At 50.8% G+C, this 23,186-nt stretch carries 23 protein-coding genes; 6 read left to right on the top strand and 17 right to left on the bottom strand.

Features of this window, described 5'->3' with window-relative positions; all coding sequences use genetic code 11:
* Positions 1 to 310 precede the first annotated feature (310 nt).
* From F608_RS0106045 to F608_RS0106120, 16 genes are all read right to left on the bottom strand, one after another.
* Positions 311 to 913 (bottom strand): MotE family protein, encoded by a 603-nt coding sequence (locus F608_RS0106045; RefSeq protein WP_022664718.1) that lies wholly within the window; start codon positions 911 to 913, stop codon positions 311 to 313.
* On the bottom strand, positions 900 to 1,358 hold the full coding sequence (fliJ, locus tag F608_RS0106050; protein WP_022664719.1) for a flagellar export protein FliJ: 459 nt from the start codon (positions 1,356 to 1,358) through the stop codon (positions 900 to 902). Before fliJ ends, F608_RS0106045 begins: the two co-directional genes overlap by 14 nt.
* A 5-nt stretch (positions 1,359 to 1,363) precedes the next feature.
* Positions 1,364 to 2,704, bottom strand: coding sequence for a FliI/YscN family ATPase (locus F608_RS0106055; RefSeq protein WP_022664720.1), 1,341 nt, complete (start codon positions 2,702 to 2,704; stop codon positions 1,364 to 1,366).
* Position 2,705: 1 nt separating this feature from the next.
* Positions 2,706 to 3,686: a FliH/SctL family protein gene (locus F608_RS0106060; RefSeq protein ID WP_084680997.1), complete on the bottom strand. Its 981-nt coding sequence runs from the start codon at positions 3,684 to 3,686 to the stop codon at positions 2,706 to 2,708.
* Positions 3,670 to 4,683: a flagellar motor switch protein FliG gene (gene fliG, locus F608_RS0106065; RefSeq protein ID WP_022664722.1), complete on the bottom strand. Its 1,014-nt coding sequence runs from the start codon at positions 4,681 to 4,683 to the stop codon at positions 3,670 to 3,672. The genes F608_RS0106060 and fliG overlap by 17 nt, the downstream gene beginning before the upstream one ends.
* A gap of 2 nt (positions 4,684 to 4,685) precedes the next feature.
* Positions 4,686 to 6,395, bottom strand: coding sequence for a flagellar basal-body MS-ring/collar protein FliF (fliF, locus tag F608_RS0106070; RefSeq protein ID WP_022664723.1), 1,710 nt, complete (start codon positions 6,393 to 6,395; stop codon positions 4,686 to 4,688).
* Positions 6,396 to 6,517: 122 nt separating this feature from the next.
* On the bottom strand, positions 6,518 to 6,811 hold the full coding sequence (gene fliE, locus F608_RS0106075; protein WP_022664724.1) for a flagellar hook-basal body complex protein FliE: 294 nt from the start codon (positions 6,809 to 6,811) through the stop codon (positions 6,518 to 6,520).
* A 15-nt stretch (positions 6,812 to 6,826) separates the two neighbouring features.
* Positions 6,827 to 7,324: a flagellar basal body rod protein FlgC gene (gene flgC / locus F608_RS0106080; protein ID WP_022664725.1), complete on the bottom strand. Its 498-nt coding sequence runs from the start codon at positions 7,322 to 7,324 to the stop codon at positions 6,827 to 6,829.
* A 173-nt stretch (positions 7,325 to 7,497) separates the two neighbouring features.
* Entirely contained in the window at positions 7,498 to 7,908 is a 411-nt protein-coding gene (flgB, locus tag F608_RS0106085; RefSeq protein ID WP_022664726.1) for a flagellar basal body rod protein FlgB, read from the bottom strand.
* Positions 7,909 to 8,052: 144 nt separating this feature from the next.
* On the bottom strand, positions 8,053 to 9,381 hold the full coding sequence (locus F608_RS0106090) for a sigma-54-dependent transcriptional regulator (protein WP_244154247.1): 1,329 nt from the start codon (positions 9,379 to 9,381) through the stop codon (positions 8,053 to 8,055).
* A gap of 68 nt (positions 9,382 to 9,449) precedes the next feature.
* Positions 9,450 to 12,089 carry a tetratricopeptide repeat protein gene (locus tag F608_RS0106095; protein ID WP_022664728.1) on the bottom strand — a complete coding sequence of 880 codons (2,640 nt, stop codon included), beginning with the start codon at positions 12,087 to 12,089 and terminating at the stop codon, positions 9,450 to 9,452.
* A 239-nt stretch (positions 12,090 to 12,328) separates the two neighbouring features.
* Positions 12,329 to 13,378 carry a sigma-54 interaction domain-containing protein gene (locus F608_RS37450; protein WP_051148504.1) on the bottom strand — a complete coding sequence of 350 codons (1,050 nt, stop codon included), beginning with the start codon at positions 13,376 to 13,378 and terminating at the stop codon, positions 12,329 to 12,331.
* Entirely contained in the window at positions 13,378 to 13,752 is a 375-nt protein-coding gene (locus F608_RS0106105; protein ID WP_033398069.1) for a response regulator, read from the bottom strand. The genes F608_RS37450 and F608_RS0106105 overlap by 1 nt, the downstream gene beginning before the upstream one ends.
* Positions 13,753 to 13,791: 39 nt before the next feature.
* Entirely contained in the window at positions 13,792 to 14,253 is a 462-nt protein-coding gene (locus F608_RS0106110) for a chemotaxis protein CheX (RefSeq protein ID WP_022664729.1), read from the bottom strand.
* A 28-nt stretch (positions 14,254 to 14,281) separates the two neighbouring features.
* Complete coding sequence (locus F608_RS0106115; RefSeq protein WP_022664730.1) at positions 14,282 to 14,629, bottom strand: PilZ domain-containing protein; 348 nt, start codon at positions 14,627 to 14,629, stop codon at positions 14,282 to 14,284.
* Between the two features lie 72 nt (positions 14,630 to 14,701).
* Positions 14,702 to 16,234, bottom strand: coding sequence for an HD domain-containing phosphohydrolase (locus F608_RS0106120; protein ID WP_022664731.1), 1,533 nt, complete (start codon positions 16,232 to 16,234; stop codon positions 14,702 to 14,704).
* 224 nt (positions 16,235 to 16,458) lie between these two features.
* On the opposite strand from F608_RS0106120, the gene F608_RS0106125 reads away from it, so the two are divergent.
* The 3 genes from F608_RS0106125 to cutA are packed head-to-tail and all read left to right on the top strand — an operon-like array spanning position 16,459 to position 18,590.
* Positions 16,459 to 16,917 (top strand): Lrp/AsnC family transcriptional regulator, encoded by a 459-nt coding sequence (locus F608_RS0106125; protein ID WP_022664732.1) that lies wholly within the window; start codon positions 16,459 to 16,461, stop codon positions 16,915 to 16,917.
* A gap of 42 nt (positions 16,918 to 16,959) precedes the next feature.
* Positions 16,960 to 18,219 carry a diaminopimelate decarboxylase gene (gene lysA / locus F608_RS0106130; RefSeq protein ID WP_022664733.1) on the top strand — a complete coding sequence of 420 codons (1,260 nt, stop codon included), beginning with the start codon at positions 16,960 to 16,962 and terminating at the stop codon, positions 18,217 to 18,219.
* A gap of 59 nt (positions 18,220 to 18,278) precedes the next feature.
* Positions 18,279 to 18,590, top strand: coding sequence for a divalent-cation tolerance protein CutA (gene cutA, locus F608_RS0106135; protein ID WP_022664734.1), 312 nt, complete (start codon positions 18,279 to 18,281; stop codon positions 18,588 to 18,590).
* 57 nt (positions 18,591 to 18,647) lie between these two features.
* Here the strand turns inward: cutA and F608_RS0106140 are convergent, their stop codons facing one another.
* Positions 18,648 to 19,130: a flavodoxin family protein gene (locus tag F608_RS0106140; protein WP_022664735.1), complete on the bottom strand. Its 483-nt coding sequence runs from the start codon at positions 19,128 to 19,130 to the stop codon at positions 18,648 to 18,650.
* Positions 19,131 to 19,532: 402 nt separating this feature from the next.
* On the opposite strand from F608_RS0106140, the gene F608_RS0106150 reads away from it, so the two are divergent.
* The 3 genes from F608_RS0106150 to F608_RS0106160 all read left to right on the top strand — a co-directional run bounded on the left by F608_RS0106150 (position 19,533) and on the right by F608_RS0106160 (position 23,184).
* The gene (locus F608_RS0106150) at positions 19,533 to 20,924 is read left to right on the top strand and encodes a TrkH family potassium uptake protein (RefSeq protein ID WP_022664737.1); all 1,392 of its coding nucleotides are present in this window, start codon (positions 19,533 to 19,535) and stop codon (positions 20,922 to 20,924) included.
* Positions 20,925 to 20,934: 10 nt separating this feature from the next.
* A complete protein-coding gene (locus F608_RS0106155) occupies positions 20,935 to 21,588 on the top strand; it encodes a potassium channel family protein (RefSeq protein ID WP_022664738.1) in 654 nt (217 codons plus the stop codon).
* 192 nt (positions 21,589 to 21,780) lie between these two features.
* Positions 21,781 to 23,184, top strand: a complete 1,404-nt coding sequence (locus F608_RS0106160; RefSeq protein WP_022664739.1) for a sensor histidine kinase — start codon at positions 21,781 to 21,783, stop codon at positions 23,182 to 23,184.
* The last annotated feature ends 2 nt before the right edge of the window (positions 23,185 to 23,186 follow it).

Genomic DNA, 23,186 nt, shown 5'->3' on the forward strand with positions numbered 1-23,186 from the left:
AAACACCTTTTAACCCCTTGCGGTAATTTTTGGACTTTTCTTTATCTGCTTTTGGAGCAATGATCATGCCATTCACGGCAACATGATTATTTTGTCTTTAAAATCAGATTATTAGGAAATAGAACCCCGGTTTTTTTACGAAAGACATAATCAATTTTGGAATATATTTCCCCATGAAGATGAATGGCCATGGGAAAAAATTACCCGATGCAAACGGGAAGGCCGGGGCCCAAAAACAAAACCAGGAACTTGGTACTCAAAATTCCTGGTTTGAATGGTTTATCGCTGTATTGAGGGATGGAACCCGGGTCTATTTTCTTTTATAGGCGAGTCTCTCACTGATTTTGGCGGCTTTCCCGGAATCCACAAAGGAGAGGATCTGGGATGCCGATGCTTCCCGCATCCTGAAGAAGATCTCCTGGGCCACCTCAAGATCCATTTTATCCACGATCTGGGCGGCACTCTTGGGTTTCATGGCCGCGTACATTTTAACCAGCCTGGCGAGTTTAGCTTCATAGGCGGCCTCGTTTTCCAGTTCTTTCTGGGATTTCTTTTGTTCGATCAGGGCCAGATCATCCTGGATCTGTTTCTTAACCGATTCCAGAGCCGTCAGTTTCTCATCGATCTGCTCTTCATACCTTTCCAGGTCTTTTCTTTCCTGTTCAAGGGTTTTCCGTGCCTTTTCAATGGTCTGTTTTTTTTCTTCAAGCCCCCTGAGAACCACCTTGGCAGGATCCGGACATTCAGGACACTCAGGACAGGGAGCCTGTTCTTCAGCCTTTTCCTCTTCTTCGTCCTGGGCCAGGGCATTTCCCGGAGAATTGAACCCTTTTTTCCAAACTCCGGTACTGCCCAGGGCCGACACCAGGATAAAAGCAGCAAGAAAAGAAAATACTTTTCTATTCAATTTCATCGGAAATCTCCCTTGCCGTTTTCAGGGATGATATTTCATCCAGGCTTTTCTGTTCCAGTTTCATCATATCCTGAACATACTCCTGCTTCCGCATCTCCCGCAGGCGTTCCATGGACTTTTTTTCTATGCTTTTATTCTTAAGGATTTCGACCTTTTGTTCAAGGACTATTTCAAGGGAGGCTTTATTCTGAATTTCATTTTCCATGTCAAAAGCCGCTCCGTCCATATAATTGGTAAACTGCTTTAAAAAGGATGCGGTTACCCCCTTTTCCACCAGTTCCTCCATCCTGCCCGCCGAAGCGGCAAGAATATTTTTAAGGGATTCAATCCTGTTTTTGCTGTCCATCACGTCCATCCGGGCCTTAGCCGTATCCTGCCGGGCAAGCTGTTCAAGATAGGTCCGGTAATTGAGCAGGGGCTGTAATCTGAAATCAAAGCGTTTCATGGTCCCTATTTATTCTTCCCCTTGTTGCCCAGGATGACTCTGAGCGCGTCAATACTTGACTTAAGGTCCATTTTCTTATCGATTCCCTGGCGCATGACCCGGTTGATTCCCGGCATCAGCTTCTTGGCCTTGTCGATACCGGGGTCTGATCCGTCCACATAGGCACCGATGCTGATCATGTCTTCGGCATTTTTATAGGTTGCCATGATTCTGGCGGCCTGTTCCCGGACGGAGAGGTGTTCCTTTGAGCTGACATCCCTCATGACCCTGGATACGCTGGAAAGCACGTCAATGGCCGGATAATGGCCCCGGTTGGCAAGATCCCGGGAAAGGACAATATGCCCGTCCACAATGGAACGGACCGTATCTCCCACCGGATCATTCAGGTCATCCCCCTCCACCAGAACCGTGTAAATCCCGGTTATGGAGCCGCCCATTTCAAGACTCCCGGCCCTTTCCAAAAGCATGGGGATCTGAACGAAAAAAGAAGGAGTATACCCCCGGGTGGTGGGAGGCTCTCCTGCCGCCAGGCCCACATCCCTGGAAGACATGGCAAAACGGGTAATGGAATCCACCATGAGCAGGACATTTTTTCCCTGATCCCTGAAATATTCTGCAATGGTTGTGGCAAGATATGCTCCCCTGATTCTGACCAGGGGAGGGGTATCTGAAGTGGCGGCCACCACGACGGCCCGTTTCATGCCCTCTTTTTCCAGGGTATCCTCCACGAAATCCTTGACCTCCCGGCCCCGCTCTCCAATGAGCCCGATCACAACCACATCCGCCGCAGTATGCTTGGTCATCATGCCCATGAGAACGCTCTTGCCCACCCCGGAACCTGCCATGATGGCCACCCGCTGCCCCTTTCCCAATGTGATCATGGTATTAATGGCGGAAATTCCCACATCCAGGGGCTCCTTGATGGGCTTTCTGTCCATGGGGCCCACGGCTTTTCCATAGAGATAATATTCTGCAGATGCCCGGATTTCCCCCTTGCCGTCTATGGGGTTGCCCATGCCGTCGATCACCCGTCCCAGAAGCTGGTCCGACACCCCCACCATGGGGGAGGATGCCACGGGGACAATGCGGCTTCCCAGGCTGACGCCCCGGATATCCCCATAGGGCATGAACAGGGCCTTCTCCTGTTTAAACCCGACAATCTCCGCCTTGACCTCTTCTCCCCGGTCATTGATAATGGAGCAGATACTGCCCACCCCCAGTCCCAGGCTGTCCCCCTGGGCGATCAGCCCCACCACCTGGGAAATCCGGCCCTCGGGCTTCAGGGTTGGAGCCCCTTCCACAGCCCCGATATATTTTTTAAAATCGATTTTATCCAGGGGATCCATTTTACATTGGCTTCCCCGATTGGATCAGGGCATCATAGACTGCCTTAAGTTTGGTTTCAGGGTCTGTGGACACGGATCCCGTTGAGGTTTCGATCCGGCATCCTCCCCGGGAGACCAGGGGGTCGGACTGAACCGCGACCTGGGTCAGAGACTCCACCTCTATGAAAAAACTGTCCTTGATCATCTCAACGTACTCATAATCCTCAGGAGAAATGCTCAGTACGATCTCCTCGGGCCGGGCAAGACTCTTCAACGCATCCAGGATGGTGAGTCTGACGACTTCATCATTGGAATCCACAGAGGCCAGCACGGCTTTTTCGGCAATCTTAAAAACCAGGCCCAGGATCTGCTCTTCATGCTTGTCCACAAGATTGTCAAGCAGATCATTCACACCCTTGAGGGATTCTTTCAAAGTGTCGAGGATTTTTTCGGCCTGTTCCCGGGTCTGCTGCTCTCCGGCCTCAATCCCCTGTTTTTCACCCTGGGCAAACCCTTCCGGCTCTCCTTTGGCAAAGCCTTCTGCCTCCCCCTTTTTAAACCCCTCTTCCTCTCCTTTGGCAAACCCCTGGGCCTCTCCTTTTTTAAATCCCTCTTCCTCGCCCTTGGCAAGGCCCTGCTGAAACCCATCTTGATAGCCCTGTTCAATGGCCAGCTCTTCGGGCGATCGCTCTTCGACGGCTTCCTCTTTCTGCCCTTCTGCCCCGGACTCATCCGCCGGTCCGGCCCCGGGAGGGTCCAGCCTGGTTTTCCGGGCCTTGACCAGAGGTTCAAAAGGCTCTTCCTTGGCCTGTTTCTCAAAGGAGAAGAGGGCCTGAAAGGATACGGGTTCATCCCCTGCCAGTTCGAAAGGGTCAAAAAGCAGCTTGAACCGGTCAAAATCAGGATCGCCCACCTTGCCCTCTATTTCACCGTCAAAGGTATCAAGGGAGGTAAGATCAATGGGTTTAAACCCCTCTTGTTCAATATCAGACAAGGACATCATCTTTTCCTTTTCCTAGGGTTATGGTTCCGTCGGCTTCCAGTTCCTTGGCTGCCCGGACAACCGCCTGCTGGGCCTCTTCCACCTCTGTCAGCCGAACCGGTCCCATGGCCTCAAGGTCATCCTTGAGCATTTCTCCGGCCCTCTGGGAAAGGTTGGAGAAAATCTTATCCTTCATCTCTTCCGTGGCTGTCTTCAGGGCATAGGTGAGCTGCTGACCCTCAACCTTTTTAAGGATCTCCCTCATGGCCATATCATCGATATTGGTCAGATCTTCAAATACAAACATGAGGTTCCGGATTTCAGCGGCCATTTCCGCATCATCCTCTTCCACAAACTCCATGACCGCATCCTCGGTGGACTTGTCCACCCCGTTGATGATATCCACCAGGACTTCGAGCCCGCCGGCCTTGCCTCCGGGTCCTACGGCCCCGCTCAGCTCCATCTTAAGGGCCTTGTCCACATCCCGGACAACATCCTCTGAAATCTGGCCCAGCCGGGCCACCCTCAGGGCGATATCCCCCTTTCTCTCTTCGGGGAGGCTCATTAAAATTTCAGAGGAGATCTCCGTGGGCATATGGGCCAGGATCATGGCAATGGTCTGGGGATGCTCCCCCTCCACATACCCGGCCAGGGTTCCCACATTGATGTTTCTGCTCCAGATAAAAGGCTTGTCCTGCTTTTTCTTCTCCAGATCCTCCAGGATGGCGTTGGCCTGCTTTTCCTGCAGGGTCTTTGACACAACGTTCTTGATAAAGGCATCCCCCTCTACGATCATCTTGGTCTCGCCTTCAAATTTTTCCACAAATTCAATGGATACGGCCTTCAGCATCTCAGGGGTGATGTGATCGACTTTAGACATTTCAAAGGCAATTTCAGCGATTTCCTCCTCGCTCATCTTCTCAAACACCTGGGTGGCGAAGTCCTCTCCCATGACCATGAGAAAGATGGCGGCCTTCATCCGTCCTTCCATGTTTTCAGGATTCAATGCATCTGCCATGTCTAGTCCTCTTCTTCCCTGGATTCACTTACCCAGCCTTTGATGATATTCACGGTTTTGAAAAGATCTTTCTTGGCATAATAACGGGCCTTTTCATTCACCGTCATGTTGGCGACATAGGCGGCCCGTTCAGTGGCGTTCATGGTCTGGAGGAAACTTTCTCTTTCAGATTCCGTCATCAGTTCCAGGTAGTCCCGCTGCTGCTGGGCATCCATCTCTTCAAATTTAAGCTCTTTTTCCCCTTCTTCAAGTAGTTCCATATCCTCGGGACCGGGCAGGGCCTCCTGCTCTATGGTCACCTTGATATCCCGTACTGTCTTGATAATGGGCCGGATGATAAAGAGAAAGAGCATCAGGACCAGGAGGAGGTTGGCAATGAGCCGGCCGTATTCTTTCTGGACCATTTTCCAGCCGGTCAGCTCAGGCTTGGCCTGGGCAAGGTCGCCAATGGATGCAAAGGGAAAGCACTCCATGGATACCTGGTCGCTTCTCTCCTCATTGTATCCCATGGCCCTGGCCACGATATTCTCAAATTGTTTCATTTCTCCATCGGACCGGGGCTGGTAAACCCGTTTCTGATTGCCGTTTTCATCCTCCTGGAATTCATAGGTCCCATCAATGACCGCGGCCACGGAAAGGCGCTTCAACACGGCCATGGGTTTGCTGGTGGCCATGACCTGCTTGGAAATTTCATAGTTCACCGTGTCGTCGCTTTTGCTGATCCGCTCGTTGCTCTTCTCCCCCTGGTTTTCATCGGTAATGGGATTGACACTGGAAGGGATACCTATGTCCTCGGTGACCTGGACCACTTTTTCGGCCCGGTTCTTCCGGCTTCTGATGAACTCTCCCCCCCGTTCAAGGGGATCATATATCTCTTCGTTCAGACTTTTCTGGGAAAAATCCATTTCAGAAGTCACCCGGACAATGGCCTTGTCTTTTCCCACGATCCTTTCCAGCATGGTCTGAACCCGGCGGGTAAGGTTTTCTTCAAACCTTACCTTATACTGATACTGGGCATCGGCAAGATTTTCCGCATCGATCCTTGCCTGCTCGTCTTCGGACTTTCCCTCGAAAAGGATTCTACCGGTGGTGTCCACGATGGTCACCAGCTTGGGGGTCAGATCCTGGATTGAGCTTGCCACCAGGTGGGCAATGGCCGTGACCTTGTCCTTGGCCAGATCCGAGTTGAGTTCCAGGAGAATGGATGCCGAGGGTTTTTTGATTTCCTCCACAAATACCGAATCCTTGGGCAGAACGATCATCACCCTTGCATTGTTAACCTCATCAAAGGCCTTTATGGTTCTGACCAGTTCCCCCTGAAGGGCCCTTTTCTTATTGATCTTCTGGACAAACTCGGTGGTGCCGAATTCGCTCTTGTCAAAGATCTCATACCCCACGCCCCCGCCTTTGGGGATGCCTTCCTTGGCCATGGTCAGCCTGACATCATAGACGATTTCCTCGGGCACCATGATGGTGGTCCCGTCTCCTGTCAGACGATAGGGGGTATTGGATTCCTTGAGCCTTTCCACCACAGCGGCGGCATCTTCCTTTGTCAGCCCGGAATAGGCGGCCCTGAACTTGGTCTTGTTGGCCCAGATAAACATGGTGGCAAACCCAGCAATAAGAATCAGTACCAGCAGTCCCAGGCTGATCTTTTTGTAAAGGGACATCTCTTTTAAATTGGTGAGGATTCTCTCTATGACGGGATTCATAAAATCTTTTTACTCCATTCTGACAAGATATTTACAACCGGCCGGAACCGGGCATTTGAACGAAAGCCCATATTCAAACACAGCGGCAACGCCCCCTATGGGTGAGTTTTCGTTAAATACCATTATATCTGCATTCTCATAATCTCATTATAGGCCGTCATCACCTTGTTCCTGACCTGGGCCAGGAGGCGCAGGCTTGTGTCGGCCTTGCCCATGGCCATCATTCCTTCATGGATGCCCATTTCCCCCTTGATCACCGCTTCGGCGGACTGGTCGGCAGTATGCTGTTTTGAATTGACGTCGAGCACGGCGGACTTAAGGCGCTGGGAAAACTCCGGGTTCCGCCTTTCCGCTCTGCTGGCAATGGACTCGGTTTTCAAATGGGTCCTGCCTTGGATTGCATTCATATCGGTCATGGGACCTCCTTAGACTTATTTCCCTATTTCAAGGGCCTTGGCGATCATATCCTTGGTGGCGGACAGGGCCGTTACACTGGCCTCATAGCTTCTCCGGGCCACCATCATATCTGCGATTTCGGTAAGATGATCCACATTGGGCATTTTCACATACCCGGTATCCGGATCTGCATCGGGATGGGCCGGATTGTACACCAGCCTGAAATCCTCCTGGGATCTGACCACCTGGTCCACCCTGACCCCGTCTCCCTTGTCTTCTTTTTCGTCCGAATCAAATTCAATGGGGGTGAATTCAATCCCGTAGCTCTCTTCTTTGGCCTGCTTCTTTTCTATGACACTCTTAAAGGAGTCTATATCATCTCCCTTGAATATCACCATTTTCCGCCGATAAGGCCCGCCCTCTTCCGTCCGGGTGGTGTCCACATTGGCCAGGTTTTCTGCAATGACGTTGAGCTTGTGGCGATGGGCTGCCAAGGCGGTTCCGCTGATTTTCGACGCATTGAGTAAATCCATATTCGGTTTATCCCCTTATTTGTCTGTCTGTATCATATCTGATTCTGATGTTTGGGTGAAAACTTGCCCGGATGCAAGACGCAAAGGATTTCAAGACCGGAGCGTACAAAAAGTACGTGGGGATCCTGGAATCCTGCAGCAACGCCGCAGATGGGTCAGTTTTTGTTCAAACATTATTTGCCGCCTTCATCTATGGAGTAGTTCAGTATCTTCATCTTCCTGAGAAGAAGTTCCGTGGTGGTCTTGTACTTGATATTGTTCTCCATGAGGTTCATCATCTCCGTATCGATATTCACGGAATCGAGGTGGTAAATATCCACTTCCTCGCTGTTTTTTCCCTCAAGGGAAAAGGGTTCATCATCGTTCATGGAGAGATGCTTCTCATGGGTCTTGGCAAGATAATCCGGCTCCTTTTCACCCATGGCCCGTTTCAGGGTCTTATTAAAATCCAGATCGCTGGGTTCGTACCCGATGGTATCCATGTTGGCGATATTGCCGGCCACCAGGTTATGGCGCTTGGCCGAAATATCCAGGGCCTTTCCCATGGTTTTAAGGGTGTGTCCGTAAATTCTTGAATCCGCCATGTTCCCCCCATTGAAGCTTGGGTTCTATTCAAATTGATTTTGTACCACCGGAATCTTTCCATCCGGTTTTGTTTGCCTGCCTCATCCGGGCCTTTTCCAGACCCTTTCAAAGGTTGAAATGCAAATTGTATGCCGATTTGAGAATCAGACGTTTTCTTTATATTCGTTGAGCTTGTTCCGGAGAGTTCTGACACTGATGCCGAGAATCTTGGCGGCATGGGTTCGATTGCCCTCGGTCTGGTCAAGGGTCTTGAAGATCATCTTCTGTTCCATCTCTCTGAGGGAGCCTGTACCCGGGAAGGAAACGGTCTGGGCACCGGCCTCAATATCCGCATCCGGCCTGGGCATGATATCATCCATCATCAAATCGCGGGTCTCTATCATGGGGGAATCGGCCAGGAGAACGGCCCGGTGGATAATATTTTCAAGTTCCCTGACATTGCCGGAAAAAGAATGGGAGGAAAGAGCAGACAGGGCCTGGTTTGTCATTCCCTTGACATCCATGCCGTCAATTTTACAATATTTTTTAATAAAAAAATCACACAGGGGCTCAAGATCTCCGGGCCTTTCCCTTAAGGGGGGAATCACCAGGGGAATGGTATTCAGCCGGTAAAAAAGGTCTTCCCGGAAATCTCCTTTTTCCACGGCTTCCTTTGCATTCCGGTTGGTGGTGGCAATCACCCTCACATCCACCTCCACAGGCTGGACGCCTCCCACCCGGTCCACGACTTTTTCCTGGAGTACCCTTAAAAGCTTGGCCTGGAGATGAAACTGCATCTCGGTGATTTCATCCAGGAAAAGGGTCCCCTTATCGGCCAATTCGAATTTTCCGATTTTCCGGCTTATGGCTCCGGTAAAGGCTCCTTTTTCATGGCCGAACAATTCGCTTTCCAGAAGGTTTTCAGGAAGGGCCGCGCAGTTTACCGCAATAAAGGGCAGGGGTTTTCTCCGACTTTTTTCATGGATAAACCGTGCAAACAACTCCTTGCCCGTGCCGCTTTCCCCCTGAATCAGCACGGAGGCGCTTGAGTCGGATACCCTCTGGGCCAGCTTGAGCAATGCTTTCATTCCGGAGCTTTCCGTAATGATAACCAGTTTTTTCCTTTTGCTGCCGGGCGTCTTTTTCCCCTGTTCTCCGGTGGTTTCCTCCCGCTTGCCCAGTACCAGGGCCCGCCGGACGCTCAATTCAATCTGCCGTCTGTCCACGGGTTTGATCAGGTAATCCAGGGCACCGGTTTTCATCAGATTTACGGCATGATCCACCTGGGGTTCGGGGGAAAGAATAATGGTTTTGCAGGAGGGAAGGATTTCAATATTCTTTTTCAAAAAATCTATGGATGAAAATTCCGGGGTGGCATCATCGGCAATGACCACATCCGGTTTTTTTTCAACCAGATATTCCGCCGCCCGGCTTCCTTCGGGGACTGCATCCACCAGAAAACCCAGGCCCTCAAACATTTCTACATACTCCATCCGTTCTTTTGGATTTTCCAGTATGATGAAGATTCGATGTCCGGGCACTATTACCTTATATCCCTTGGTCAGGAGTTTTGCACGGTTTGGGCCAGGTCCAGGGTTGTCAGCCTCTGCCTGGCCAGCCTGGCCCAGACCGAATCGTAGTTATCGGCCACCTGCTCAAAGGCCTGTTTGGCTTTATCCATGATATTGCCCTTCTGGTAAGCGTCTCCAAGGAGAAACCCCAGGTTTGCCTTGGCCCGCTCCCCTTCTGAAAAACTTAAGGCCTTGGAAAATGCGTCTGCTGCCCGGGCATAGGCGCCCAGCTGGATACGGGTTTCCCCCAAGATCTTATAGGCCTCTGTTAAAATTTCGTAATTTTTTCCGGGAGCCGCCGCAAAATCCTTGATTGCCTTTTCCCTGAAATTGACTGTGGTTTTTAGATCCTTGTTCCGCTCGTATACATTTGAATGGAGAAGCAGGATTTCACCCTTTTCAATATAATCCCTGGATGCGGCATAGGCTCTTTTAAAACTGTCACCGGACCGCTTGAAATCTGATTTTTCAAAATAGATGGTCCCCATTCTGGTCAATGCTTCCACCCGCTTCCTGTTTTTTGGAAACCGTTTTGAAAATCCCGAAAATAACTTGACCGCATCCTCGTCCCTGCCGGACTCATCCATGGCCAGTCCCAGGCCGAAAAGCAGTTCAGGGGATCTTTCTGATCTTTTATACTGTTTATAGGCATTAATCAAATGATTAAATGCCTGTTCATGGAGTCCGGCCGTCAGATAGGCCATGCCCACACTGAATTCAACCTTTCTGGATCCCATTTTGCCGATCTTGACCTGTTCGGCCTCATACCGATTCAAAACCCGGGTATATCCGTCCTCTTTCATCTGTTTTTCAAAAAGAGCCTCATAGGCCCTCTGCATGAGTTTGACCGCCTCATATCTCAATCCCCGGGGATGGGTGGATAAGAGATCCTCGATCTCCTTGATGCACTTGTTGTACTCTCCGTTTTTCTGATAAATCTCCGCCAGTCTCATCATGGCAATCCTGGCATAGGTGTTTTCCGGAAATTTGGTTTTGACCATTTCATAGATATCGATCTTTTCCTGGTCTGTCTCAAGGTACCGGGCAATTCCAATGGAAGAGTTGATAAACCCTTGGGTATCCGGGAATTTTTCCCTGACCAGCTCATAAAATTTAATGGCCTTTTCAGAGTTGTTTTCCAGGCCGTAGGTATCCCCCACCTTGCTCAGGATGACGTCCCGGTCCGGAATCTCCGGAAAAAGATTCAGACCCCGGATATAATTTTCCCTGGCAGCCTTGCTCAGCCCCAGTTCAAAATTGGCATCCCCCATCTGCAGGAGAAGGTCCGGGGATTTATACACCTGCTTGACATTCCGCTTGACCAGATAATTATACAGGGTCAGGGCGTTGTAAAACTGTTTTTGGGCAAAAAGGGCTCTTCCGTAGCCAAACCCCGCATCCGGGATATAGGAATTTTCAACGGTGGATTCAAACACCTCTTTATAATACCTGAGGGCCTTGTCCGTGTATCCCTGCCTGGTGTAGATCTCTGCCAGATGGAAAAGGACCTCGGGCATGCCCGGATAGCCTTGGTACCCCTGTTTGACAATATTGAAATACCCCTCTGCGGCATAGTGGTTGTTCAAAGCCGTATGAATCATTCCGATGGAGGCATAGGCAAAGGGGACAAGGGGGGATCTGGGATAGGATATCAATGTCTCCTGGAACATCCGCTCCGCTTTCAGCAGCCCCTCGGAATCTTTCTTTTCAAGGCTTTTATAATATGCAAAGGCCCTGAGGAAATGGACCTGTTCAATGCATCTGAGGTTTTCATTGAATACGTATTGGTCCAGGAGCTCAAAGGCCTTTTGATAGAGATCCTTTTTGATGAATATGATGGCGTTCTGAATTTCCCTGGAATCACACTCCATGCGGTTGATGACCCGGTAAAGGTCACTGATGTCTCCCCGGTACTCACTCTTTTCTCTTTTTGGCGGAACATAGGGGGGAGGTGTCGATATTTTGACGCTTTTCTCTTTTTGGACCCCAGAGGTTTTCAGGGAAGCTCCCTTGGCAGCCGGTTTTTGGACCTTGGGTTTTTCAACTTCCAGAGGCCGGGTCTGTTCAAGGGACCGGGTTTCCTGGACCCCGGACTCCATTTTTTCACCGACCTTTTCCGGGGCAGGTTGTGCAGGAGCCGGATTTGATACGGGTTTTTCCGCTTTTGGCGGGGATTTCGCCTCGTTCCCTGCTTCCTGGGGAAGCTTTTTGGATCCGGAAACGGATTTTTTATTCAGGTGAAGGATAAAATTTGAACCGGCCTTGTCAAACCCGGAGCTGATGGGACCGTAATCGGAAAAGGAAGAGACAACCACGGCCACCACATCCCCTTCCAGACTCTCTATACTGATATCCCTGATGGCCGGACCTTTCCTTCCTTTGATCTTCAGACCCCTTGGGACATCTACATTTTTCAAAGCCACCAGCACTTCTTTTTTCTCAATCTGAATCACTTTCACAGGCACCTTCCGGGTGACGGAAAACTCGATGGACAGGGGATCTTCCCGGATAAAAATGGTCTTTAAGGTGGCCCGGTCAGCCATGGCGGCCCGGGGGATGAAAATGAACCCATAGAAAATCAGGAGGATTATCACCCCTTTTTGGGACAGTCTGTAATGTAATTTTCTCATAATGCTTTTCTTCCCAATGGATTGAATAAAAAATCCGGTTCAAGGAACCATGTCAATAGCCCTTCCGGGGAAATTGACTCGGAAAAACAAATTTAGGAAAAAAACAAAGCAAATAATATGCCATTCCCATCATTACCTGGTACAGGTCCAAACTTAATAATAGCAAATCGGAAAAGAGAATCAAAGCTTAGAATTAAGCCTAGGGAAGAATTGCTTTTTCTAGAAAAGAGATTTAGCAGTTAGAAGACAGGCATCTCCGGTTCGGGCTCAAGATCGATTTTTTTAATTTTTTCAACCAGGGTGGTCCGGTTCATCTTGAGGAGCTGGGCTGCCCTCGCCTTTACCCACCCTGTTTCATTGAGGGCGTGGAAGATCAGGGCCCGCTGGTATTGTTCCACCGCCTCGTTAAAGCCCATTCCCCTGTCAAAAACAGAGGCCACGCCGGGCAGAATCTGATCCGAATCGGTATGGGTGATCCGTCCGGGCAGGTCTTTGATTTCAACCCTTTGTTTTTCCACAAGAACGGAAATCCGCTCAACCATATTTTCCAATTCCCGGATGTTGCCGGGCCAGTCGTAGTTTACCAGTGCCTGGGCAGCTTTACTTGAAAACTCTTTCACCTGAAAATTGCTGAGGCGTGACCTGAGATTGCCCTGGAAATGATCCACCAGGGTCAGTATGTCTTCCCTGCGTTCCCTAAGGGGGAGGATATGGATGGGGATAACGTTAAGCCTGTAATAAAGGTCCTCCCGGAAATCGCCCTTTTCAATGGCGTTTTCAAGATCTTTGTTGGTGGCTGAGATTACCCGGATGTCCACTTCAATGGTCTGGGTTCCCCCCACCCTTTCAAACCGCCTCTCCTGGAGAGCCCTGAGCAGTTTCACCTGGAGCTCTGGACTCATGTCTCCGATCTCGTCCAGGAAGATGGTTCCCCTGTCCGCGATTTCAAACCGGCCGATCCGGGAGCGGTGTGCGCCTGTAAACGCCCCTTTTTCATGGCCGAAGAGTTCACTTTCAAGGAGTTCGCTGGGGATGGCCCCGCAGTTGATAACCACCATGGGACCGTCGCGGCGGGAGCTGTTAAAATGAATGGCCCGGGCAATCAACTCTTTTCCGGTGCCGCTTTCACCGGTGATAAGAACTGAAGAATCGGATCTGGAAACCTTGCGGGCCGTATCCAGAACCCTGAGCAAGCCCTTGCTGGTTCCGGCGATGCCGGACCGGTCAAACCCCTCTTTGGCCAAGCCTTCCGGGTCAAGGGTTTGGGGCTGGGTCATGTTTGGGGTCATTATTTTAAAATCTTTGAAAGCTTGTCAGATATGGCCTCGGCAGTAAAGGGTTTCACCACATAATTGGAGACCCCTGCCTGAACCGCCTCAATGACATTCTGCTTCTGTGCTTCCGCAGTCACCATTAAAAAAGGGATTTTGGCAAATTGAGAACTGGCACGGACCTTCTTCAAAAGTTCCAGCCCTGTCATTTTAGGCATGTTCCAGTCGGAGATGATCAGATCTATTTCCTGACTTTCCAGGGCTTCCCAGGCAGTTGTACCATCATCAGCTTCCACAAGATTTTTAAAACCCAGTTGTTTTAAAATATTCTTCAGAATACGGCGCATGGTAGCAAAGTCGTCAACAATCAGAACCTTGATGGATGTGTCCATTGCCACATTTCCTCCTTCATATGCATTAACACCCTTTTTCTATCTTTCAAAACATACTTCAATTGTGAAGTCTCCGCCTTCTGTATTAAAGGGAATTGCTATTTTAGGCCCATCGGAATAATGGGTAATACTATGGTTGTGACCGGTAATCACAGAAGGGATGGCCGCCTTGAACACCTTGCCGATATCTTCCAGCTCCCTTCGGGCCTGGCCGGATATCATATTGGTCAGTTCCCCCACGGCATCGGCAATTTCATGGTTCAGGCTGTCCATGGTTTCACCAAACATTTTGGAAACAATGGTCAGAATGCAATTCTCTTCAAAGGTCACTGAAATGGTCCCATTGGCAACACCTGTAAGCCCGAGCACGCCGGATACGTCTCCTACGGCCTGGTTATCTGTTTTCACATAGGGTTTCCCGGCAGTTACTCTCACAAAGGCCATTGTCTCCAGAACATTGATGGTGGCATTGATGAATGGGTTGACAAGTTTTACATCCATTTTGAATCACTCTTAACACGGGTTGCTGTCAGGCCGAATCATCTGCACTGTTGTACATCACAATGTTTTTCAGGTGTGCGTACGTATCCACATCCATGGAATCAAAAACAACCCCAATCCCTTTCTCAGTCTGCCGGACCAGGGTTCCCTCAAGCAGCAGCTCAACCTCCTCAATGCCGCCGCTCAGGTATATCTTCACCGAGCATGGAGTTCCCTTGTCAAACTGCCTGTCCGTATTGACAAAAACCCCCCTCAGGCTTAAATCCTTTGAACTGCCTTCCAGCTCGACCTGCCGGCCTTCCTCACTGAGAACAACCAAGATCCGGGTGGAAAATCCAACCCTTGGGTGCCTCCGTTTTTCATCTGAAGCGGTCATGGCAAAATAACTCCGTATGCTCTTAAATTCCTGGAAATCAAGGTAGCATATTTTAAAATGCGACTCAACCCATTAAAAATCATGGAGAAGGCCCTTGTCTGCAATCTTTAAAAAAGCATCCACCACCTCGGGATCAAACTGGGACCCGGAATTTTCCCTCAGGATTTGAAATACCAGGTCGGTTTCCATTCTTTTTCGATAGGACCGGTCAGAGGCCATGGCATCATAGCAGTCGGCCACGGACATGATCCGGGCAAGCCTGGGGATCTCCTCTCCCCTCAGCCCTTCTGGATAGCCTTTTCCGTCAAACCTCTCGTGGTGGTAACGGATGATCTCCATTTCCCGGTCCCATACCCCCAGTTTCCCTACGATATCCGCTCCAATGGCGGGGTGTTCTTTGATTTTTTCATACTCTTCAGCGGTCAGTTTCCCCGGTTTCAAAAGAATATCATCGGGGATCCCGATTTTCCCGATGTCGTGGAGGCTGCCTGCAAAATCGATGATCTCAAGCTCTTCCTGGCTACACCCCATTTCCACGGCAATGAGATGGGCGCACTTGGCCACCCGGGTAGAATGCTTTTTGGTGTAAAGATCCCTGGCCTCAAGGGCCGTGACAAACGCCCGGAGGGTGGCGACCAGGTTCTCGATGATGTTCCCGTACAGGGCGATGTTTTCTATTCCGGATGCTGCCTTCTGGGTGATAAAGGTCATGTAGTAGATGTCTTTCTCACTAAAGGACCGGTCCGGCTCAAATATGAATGCACTGGCCACCCCGAAGATATTATCCTTTATCTTAAGGGGAACCACCATACAGGAATTGACCTGGTCGTCAATCCGGTCGTTGGCCCTGGACTCGGATATCAGAAAGGGTTTGTCATCGGACTGGACGGCATCAATGATATACTCCCGGGTCTTTTGGGGGATGTCTTCCTCAAACTCGCCAAATTCCCCGGGATCTTTTCCCTCTACCGGGGACTGGGCAATCAGAATAAGGGAATGATCCGTTTCCGAATAAAAATGGAAAAAGACCTTGTCAGCCTTGAGTTCTTCCACCCCCAGATCCACGACTTTATCATACACCCCGTGGGTGGAATCCAATGTGGAAAAATCTTCCATGACCCGGTTCAGGGTGTTGACGTCCTTTACCCTCTGAATGAGTTCATGGTTCAGCTGTTTAAGCCGCTCCTGGCGTTCCACCTCTTCCTTGAGGATCAGGTTCTCCACAAAGAGTTCCCGCTCCCGTAAGATCCGCCGGAGGGTGAGTTCCATCTGTTCCAGGTTCACCGGCTTGATCAGATAATCCACTACCCCGTTTTTCAGGGTCTGGATGGAGTTTTCCAGGGAAGGATACCCGGTCATCACCACCACGGGAAGGGTGCTTTCCAGATGCCTTACCCTTTCGGCCAGCTCAAGCCCGTCCATCACGGGCATATTGATATCCGTAAAAATGCAGCCGATCTTTACCCGCTTGATGATATCAAGGGCTTCAACACCGTTTCCTGCGGTATAAACCTCATACCCCTTTCTCTGGAAATAGCCTTCGGCCACATCGAGAATGCCCTCTTCATCATCCACCACCAGGATTTTAATTGTGTGGTTATCCATTGCAAAAAAAGTCTTAAGATTTTCAGGTTTAAGGTATAGACTTTCGTAAATGTATATGAAACCAGGGCTTTTATCAACAAAAATAAACCCGGGTTCATAACCGGGTTTTGATGAATATTATTCTAAACTGCGAACAAAAAACCAACTATTGTTCTTGACAATAACTTTTACAGTGAATATTATACTTTAAAATTTTAAAAAACAGACAGGAGTCACACCCCCGGATGGATAAAACAGACCTTGAGATCCTTAAGATCCTTCAGAAAAAGGCGAGAATACCCAATGTGGAAGTGGCCAGAACCGTTGGAATGGCCCCGTCCGCAGTACTTGAGCGAATCAAGAAGCTGGAGGCAAAGCAGGTCATCCAGGGGTACGAGGTCAGACTCAACCCCGAGATGTTCCACTGCTCCATGATCGCCTTTGTCCATGTCCGGGTGAAGGATCCGTCCAGGATACGGGAAACCGGACAGGAACTGGCCTCCGTTGACCAGGTCCAGGAAGTCCATTACCTGGCAGGCGAAGACTGCCTCATGGTAAAGCTCAGGGTATCGGACAACCAGGAGTTGGAAAGGATATTAAGAAAAAACATCACCTGCATGGAGGGTGTTACGGGCACCCAAACCTTTATCGTCCTTTCCTCTTTCAAGGAAAGTGCAAAAATCATGCTGCCCGACTCCCCCTGAGACAGAATGCAGAAAAAAACATAATATAAGGAAGACCGAACCATGCCCATGTCAGATGATTTTAAAAAACGATTGTCCCCTCTTCTGCCGGACATTGTCAACACCTTTGGCACCCCCTTTCACATTTACGATGAAGCAGGGATCAAGAACACCTGTGACACACTCAATACCGCCTTTAAAGCCATCCCGGGATTCAAGGAGTACTTTGCCGTAAAGGCCCTGCCCAATCCCACGGTCATGGCACTGGTCCGGGAAAAAGGATTCGGGTTCGACTGCAGCTCCGTGCCCGAACTGGTCCTGGCCAGACAGGTGGGGGCAAGGGCCGAAGAGATCATGTTTACCTCCAACAATACCAGCGAGGGCCAGTTCCGGGCGGCCATGGATCAGGGAGGCGCCATTCTCAACCTGGACGATATCTCACTGATCTCCAAACTGCCCCAGACACCCGATCTGATCTGTTTCAGGTATAACCCCGGTCCCAGCCGGACCGGCAATGCCATCATCGGCAATCCAGTGGAGGCCAAATACGGGGTCAGCAGCGGCCAGATCCGGGGTGCCTATGAACAGGCCCTGAAGCTGGGGGTGAAGCGGTTCGGCATTCATACCATGCTGGCCTCCAATGAACTCAACTACGCCTATATGGTGGAGACCGCGGACATGCTCCTGGAAACCGTTGAAAAGCTCCATGCCGACCTGGGAATCCAATTCGAGTTCATCAATATCGGCGGCGGACTGGGTATCCCCTACACCCCGGAGGCAAAGGCCTTTGACCTTGGCGCCATGGCCCGGGGCATTACCCGCTCCTTTGAAAAATTCAAGAACAGGAACGGCTGGGTGCCCAGGCTTTATATGGAAAGCGGGCGGTATATCACCGGGCCCCACGGGGTCCTGGTCACCACCGTGATCAACCATAAAAATATATACAGAGATTACGTGGGCGTGGACGCCTCCATGTCCGCCCTCATGCGGCCGGGCATGTACGACGCCTACCACCACATCCATATCCACGGAAAAGAAAGCGGGCCCATCAACGGCAAAGTGGACGTGGTGGGTGCCCTGTGCGAGAACAACGATAAATTTGCCGTTCAGAGAGATCTTCCCCGGACCGAACGGGGAGACATCCTGGTCATCCACGACACCGGAGCCCACGGACATGCCATGGGATTCAACTACAACGGCCAGTTGCGGCCCAAGGAACTGCTTTTAAGAAAGGATTCCAGTGTGGATCTCATCCGCAGGGCAGAAACCGCGGCTGATTATTTTGCCACCCTTGATTTTGAACCCAAGAGCATGAAGCCTTAAAGTCAAAAGCCCAAAGCGAAAAGCCATCGGTTTGGGACCATACATTTCAAGGAGGATAAATGAGCTGCTGCATGGTCATTGCCACCTGTTCGGGAGAAGACGAGGCCCGGGCCCTGGCATCCAAAATCATTGAAAACCGTCTGGCCGCCTGTGTCCAGCTCAGCACCGTCACCAGCATGTACACCTGGCAGGACAAGGTCTGCACGGAGCCGGAGATCCGGCTGGTCATGAAAACCCGGGACCGGCTCTATAAGACACTTGAAACCTTTATCCGGGACAACCATGCCTATGAGGTCCCCCAGATTGTGAAGGTTCCCATTGAGGACGGATATCCGCCCTATCTCGACTGGATTAGCGACACCACCGGTTAGGTTCGGCAACATTGTGTCCGGGAGCAGTGTTTTCCCAGCGGCTTTTGGATTTCGGCTTCAGGCTTTCAGCTTCAACCCCAGCTCCCCCACCCGCTGCCCGAGCTTGATCCCGTTCTCCAGGGTCTTCTCGTCGGGCTCCCCTGCACAGGCCGTCCCGTAGTGGCCCGTGGCAGACATGGGATCTCCGGTGATCACCATCCCGTAAATCATCAGGGCCTGGATGATAGAGAACATGGTGGTTTCCTTGCCTCCGGTGGGATCCCCCGAGGTGGCAAAAACCGCACCGACTTTCCCCTCCATTTTCCGCCGTGTGGAGATAAAATCGTCAAACACCTGCTTGAGCTGAGCGGCCATGGTCCCGAAATAGACCGGGGATCCGGCAATGATTCCCCCGGCTTCCAGAAAGTCCTCCTTGGTGACGGACCGGGTATCTTTTAATACCCCTTCAACTCCCGCCACGCTGTTCACCCCTTCTAAAACGGACTGGGCCAGCTTTTTCGTATTTCCTCCCTTGGAATAGTATAGAACCAGTATCTTCATGGGATCTCCTTTGCGGGGAAAAGTGAAAAACATCCATCGGGAAAAGCCGTAAAAACGGTCGGGTCGTCTCACTTTTCCATTGTCTGTGACGGCTTTCCAAGGCTCATCTTACCATTCCCGAATCTTCATGGCAAAGAATGAAATCTCTTCCAAAATTAAAGATCCGGGGACCGGCCCGGTCATCCTGGGAAAATCCCGGCAGGGTCATGGACTTTTGTACGGATCTTTTTTTTTGGGTTCAGGATTTGATTTTCCTGTTTGCCGGGCGTAGTATTCAGAGGTTTGGTCAGACAGATGGACCTGGAGATTTGACTGCCCCGGGCCCAAACCGCCTGAAAGGGGCCCTGAAACAGGGGAATGATTTGAATTTTTTCTTTTTTTGATTATTGTTTTGAAATGAGTATGGATTTTAAAAGAAAACCCCGGAGAAAAACCTGGGCCGCGAGCATCTCCCAATCACCGGGCCGGCTCTCCATACTGATGTATGGCCTGCTCATCTTCATGGGCACCTTTCTGCTGCTTTTACCCGTTTCAACGGTCTCCGGCCGCCTGCCCTTTATCGATGCCATGTTCACTGCCGCGTCCGCTGTCTGTGTAACCGGGCTGACCGTGGCGGACACCGCTTCCACGTTTACGCTTTTCGGGAAAAGCGTCATCCTGGGGCTGATCCAGATCGGCGGCATCGGAATCATGGTGCTCTCAACGGCCTTTTTGTTCTCCATGGGAAGGCGGGTCAGCATGACCGGAAGGCAGATGATCCGGGACACGTACAGCTATGGTGAGGGAAAAGGAATGAAATCCCTGGTAAAGGATGTTCTGCGGTTCACCTTTGCCATCGAATTCATCGGGGCTTTGTTCATGTTCTCAAGATTTTACGGCCTTCAGCCTTTGGACAAGGCCGTGGGATACGCGGTTTTTCATTCCGTGAGCGCATTCTGCAACGCCGGGTTTTCCCTTTTCCCGGACAGCTTCACCGGTTTCGGCCGGGACTGGGTCATGAACATCGACATCTGCATGCTCATCATTCTCGGCGGAATCGGTTTTGTGGTCCTGGCGGAGATCCGGCAGAAATTTTCCCTTTCCCGGCGGTTCTGGTCCGACTTCAGCCTCCATACCAAACTCACCCTCTCCGGCACCCTGCTGCTGCTTGTCGGCAGCACGGCAGCCATTCTGCTGCTGGAGTGGTCCAACACCCTTGGAGGGATGGCCCTGCCCCATAAGGCCCTGGCTGCATTTTTCCAGGCCGTGAACGCCCGGACCGCGGGATTCAATACCGTTGACATCGGAAACCTGGCCAACGAAACCCTGTTTATCACCATTCTGCTGATGTTCATCGGCACGGCGCCCGGATCCTGCGGCGGAGGAATCAAGGTGACCACCTTTTTCAGCATGGTCATCCTTGGGATTTCACGGTTTCGGGGACAGGAACATCCCCATGTCTTTTACCGGAGGATATCAGCAGAGAGCATCTCCAAGGCCGTCAGCCTGGTCATGATCAGCCTGACAATAATCATTGTCGGGATCATTCTGCTCCAGCAGGTGGCCATCGGGGACATTTCCCATCGGCTCAGCCGCGGCGCTTTCCTGGAGGTGATGTTTGAAGTGGTCAGCGCTTTCGGAACCGTGGGGCTGTCAACGGGAATCACCCCGGAGTTTTCCACCCCCGGCAAGCTGATTCTTATTCTGATGATGTTTATCGGACGTCTCGGTCCTCTGGTCGTGGCCATTTCCGCCAGCAAAAAAGCAACCCCAAAACCGTATTCCTATGCCCAGGAAAATATCATGATCGGATAAAGGAAAAAGTATGAAACAATTTTTAGTCGTCGGCCTTGGCAATTTCGGATACTATCTGGCCACCCATCTGTATCAGAAAGGCCATGAGGTCATGGCCATTGATAAAAATCCAACCCTGGTTCAAAACATCAAAGATCATGTGACCCGGGCCGTGGTGGCAGATGCCACAGATGCCGGCGTCATTGAGGAGCTGGGGGTCAAAGATGTGGACACGGCTGTGGTGGGCATCGGATCCGTTCTCGGGGATTCCATCCTGGCGGTTTTGAATCTCCAGGAAACCGGCGTCCGGAATATCGTGGCAAAGGCCATCAGCGATCCCCATAAGAAAATACTGGAAAAACTGGGAATCCAGGAGATCTCCTTTCCGGAAAAGGACAATGCCGTTTCCATGGCCGAACGCCTGGACAATCCCAACCTCATCGATTACCTGCCCTTTCTGGAGGGATATCGGATCATCGAACTGGCCGTACCCCAAAAATTTATCGGCAAAAATCTGAAGCAGATCAACATAACCAACCGATACGGGGTCCAGATTGTGGCCATCAAGGAATTGGTGCCTGAAAGAGTCAGATTCATTCCCGGTGCGGATTTCATCCTCAAGGACAGCGATATTCTGATTCTGCTGGGAACCGAATCCGGGCTGGAAAAACTCAAAAAAATTTAACGCCAAGGGCTTCATTCCTCCCGGACGGTTGACAATTCAGGTCCGGCCGGCCAATCTGCACGCGATTGCCCCGGGTCGATGCGAGGAGCCCTTGACAAACCAGGTTTTCTTTTCTACCGTTTTATCCTGTCGAACAAGGCGTCGGAATTTTAGCTCCCTGGTTTAAATCCTCAACCCCTGCAGGAGAATGTGATGAAAACCATCCGAAGCAGATTGATCATGATCTTTCTTGCCTGTTTTTCATTTACAGCCGGGCTCACCGCCCTGGACTACTACCACGTTTTCATCCTTGAAGAAAAAATCGGGATCATTCAGCAATTCAACGACTTTAAAGACGATGTCCTTGAACTGCGCCGGTATGAAAAAAACTATTTTCTTACGGGCAAACCCGTCCACTTCAAGCAGATACTCCATTACCTTTCCAAAACCGAGACCCTGTTTTCCGGGCTGGAAAAGGAGATGAAGATGGTCCTGCCCCTGAAGGAATACGAAGAGTGCGGCCTGGCTTTAAAAGAGTACCGCCGCATCCTGGAACAGGAAATCGCCGTTGAAGAAAAGGCAGAGATCCATACCCAGGCCCTCCAGTCCAGGGGGAAGATCCTCACCGGTTTCAGCGAAAGGCTGATCCGTGAAAAACGGAAGCGGCTCACCCGGGTCTTGAGGCAGATGCTGTTTCTGCCCTTTGTCTTCAGTACGGTATTCATCATTCTGATCCTGGTGGTCATGCAGATGTCCCGGACTGAGATCCTGGAGCCCCTCCGGAAGATGCATGAGGCTGTAGAAAAAGCAGGGAAAGGTGTGTTTGAAACCATATCCTACACCGGACGGGGGGAAAATGAAGTCTTCCAGTGCATCTTCGCCTTCAACAAAATGGTCAGAGAGATTGAGACCCGGCAGGAACAGCTGTTGCAGTCCAGAAAAATGGCCTCCATCGGCACATTCACCTCCGGGATTGCCCATGAACTCAATAACCCCATAAACAATACCTCCCTGCTGGTGGAATCCTTAATCGAAGATGAAGAGAATCTGACCCCGGAAGAGCGCAAAGCCCTGTACACAGATTTAATGGCCCAGGCAGATCGGGCCAGCGATATTGTAAAGAATTTGCTGGAGTTTTCAAGGACAGACCAGGGACATTTTAAAACCATTTCCATGTCTGAAATGATCGATAAAACAAAACAATTGCTTGGGAACGAACTCCGGCTCCAGCAAATTTCCTTCCATAAACAAATCTGCGATAATCTGCCAAAGGTATGGATCGATCAAAGCCGTCTCCAGCAGGCCCTGGTCAATCTGATGCTCAACAGCATCCAGGCCATGCCCCGGGGCGGAGACCTGACCCTTACCGTGGAGACAGACCCCTCACACAAAGGGTATATCCGAATCGATGTGGCAGATACCGGGGACGGTATCCCGGAGGAACAGCTTGACCTGGTCTTTGACCCGTTTTTCACGACCAAGAAGGAGGGAGAAGGAACAGGCCTGGGGCTCTCAGTGACCTACAATATCATCAAAAGCCATAACGGATGGATCACGGTAAAAAGTGAGCCCGGCAAGGGCACTTGTTTTTCCATTTTCCTTCCTGTAAAGAACTAGGC

The organism is Desulfospira joergensenii DSM 10085 (assembly GCF_000420085.1).
In the GTDB taxonomy this organism is placed as follows: Bacteria; Desulfobacterota; Desulfobacteria; order Desulfobacterales; family Desulfobacteraceae; genus Desulfospira; species Desulfospira joergensenii.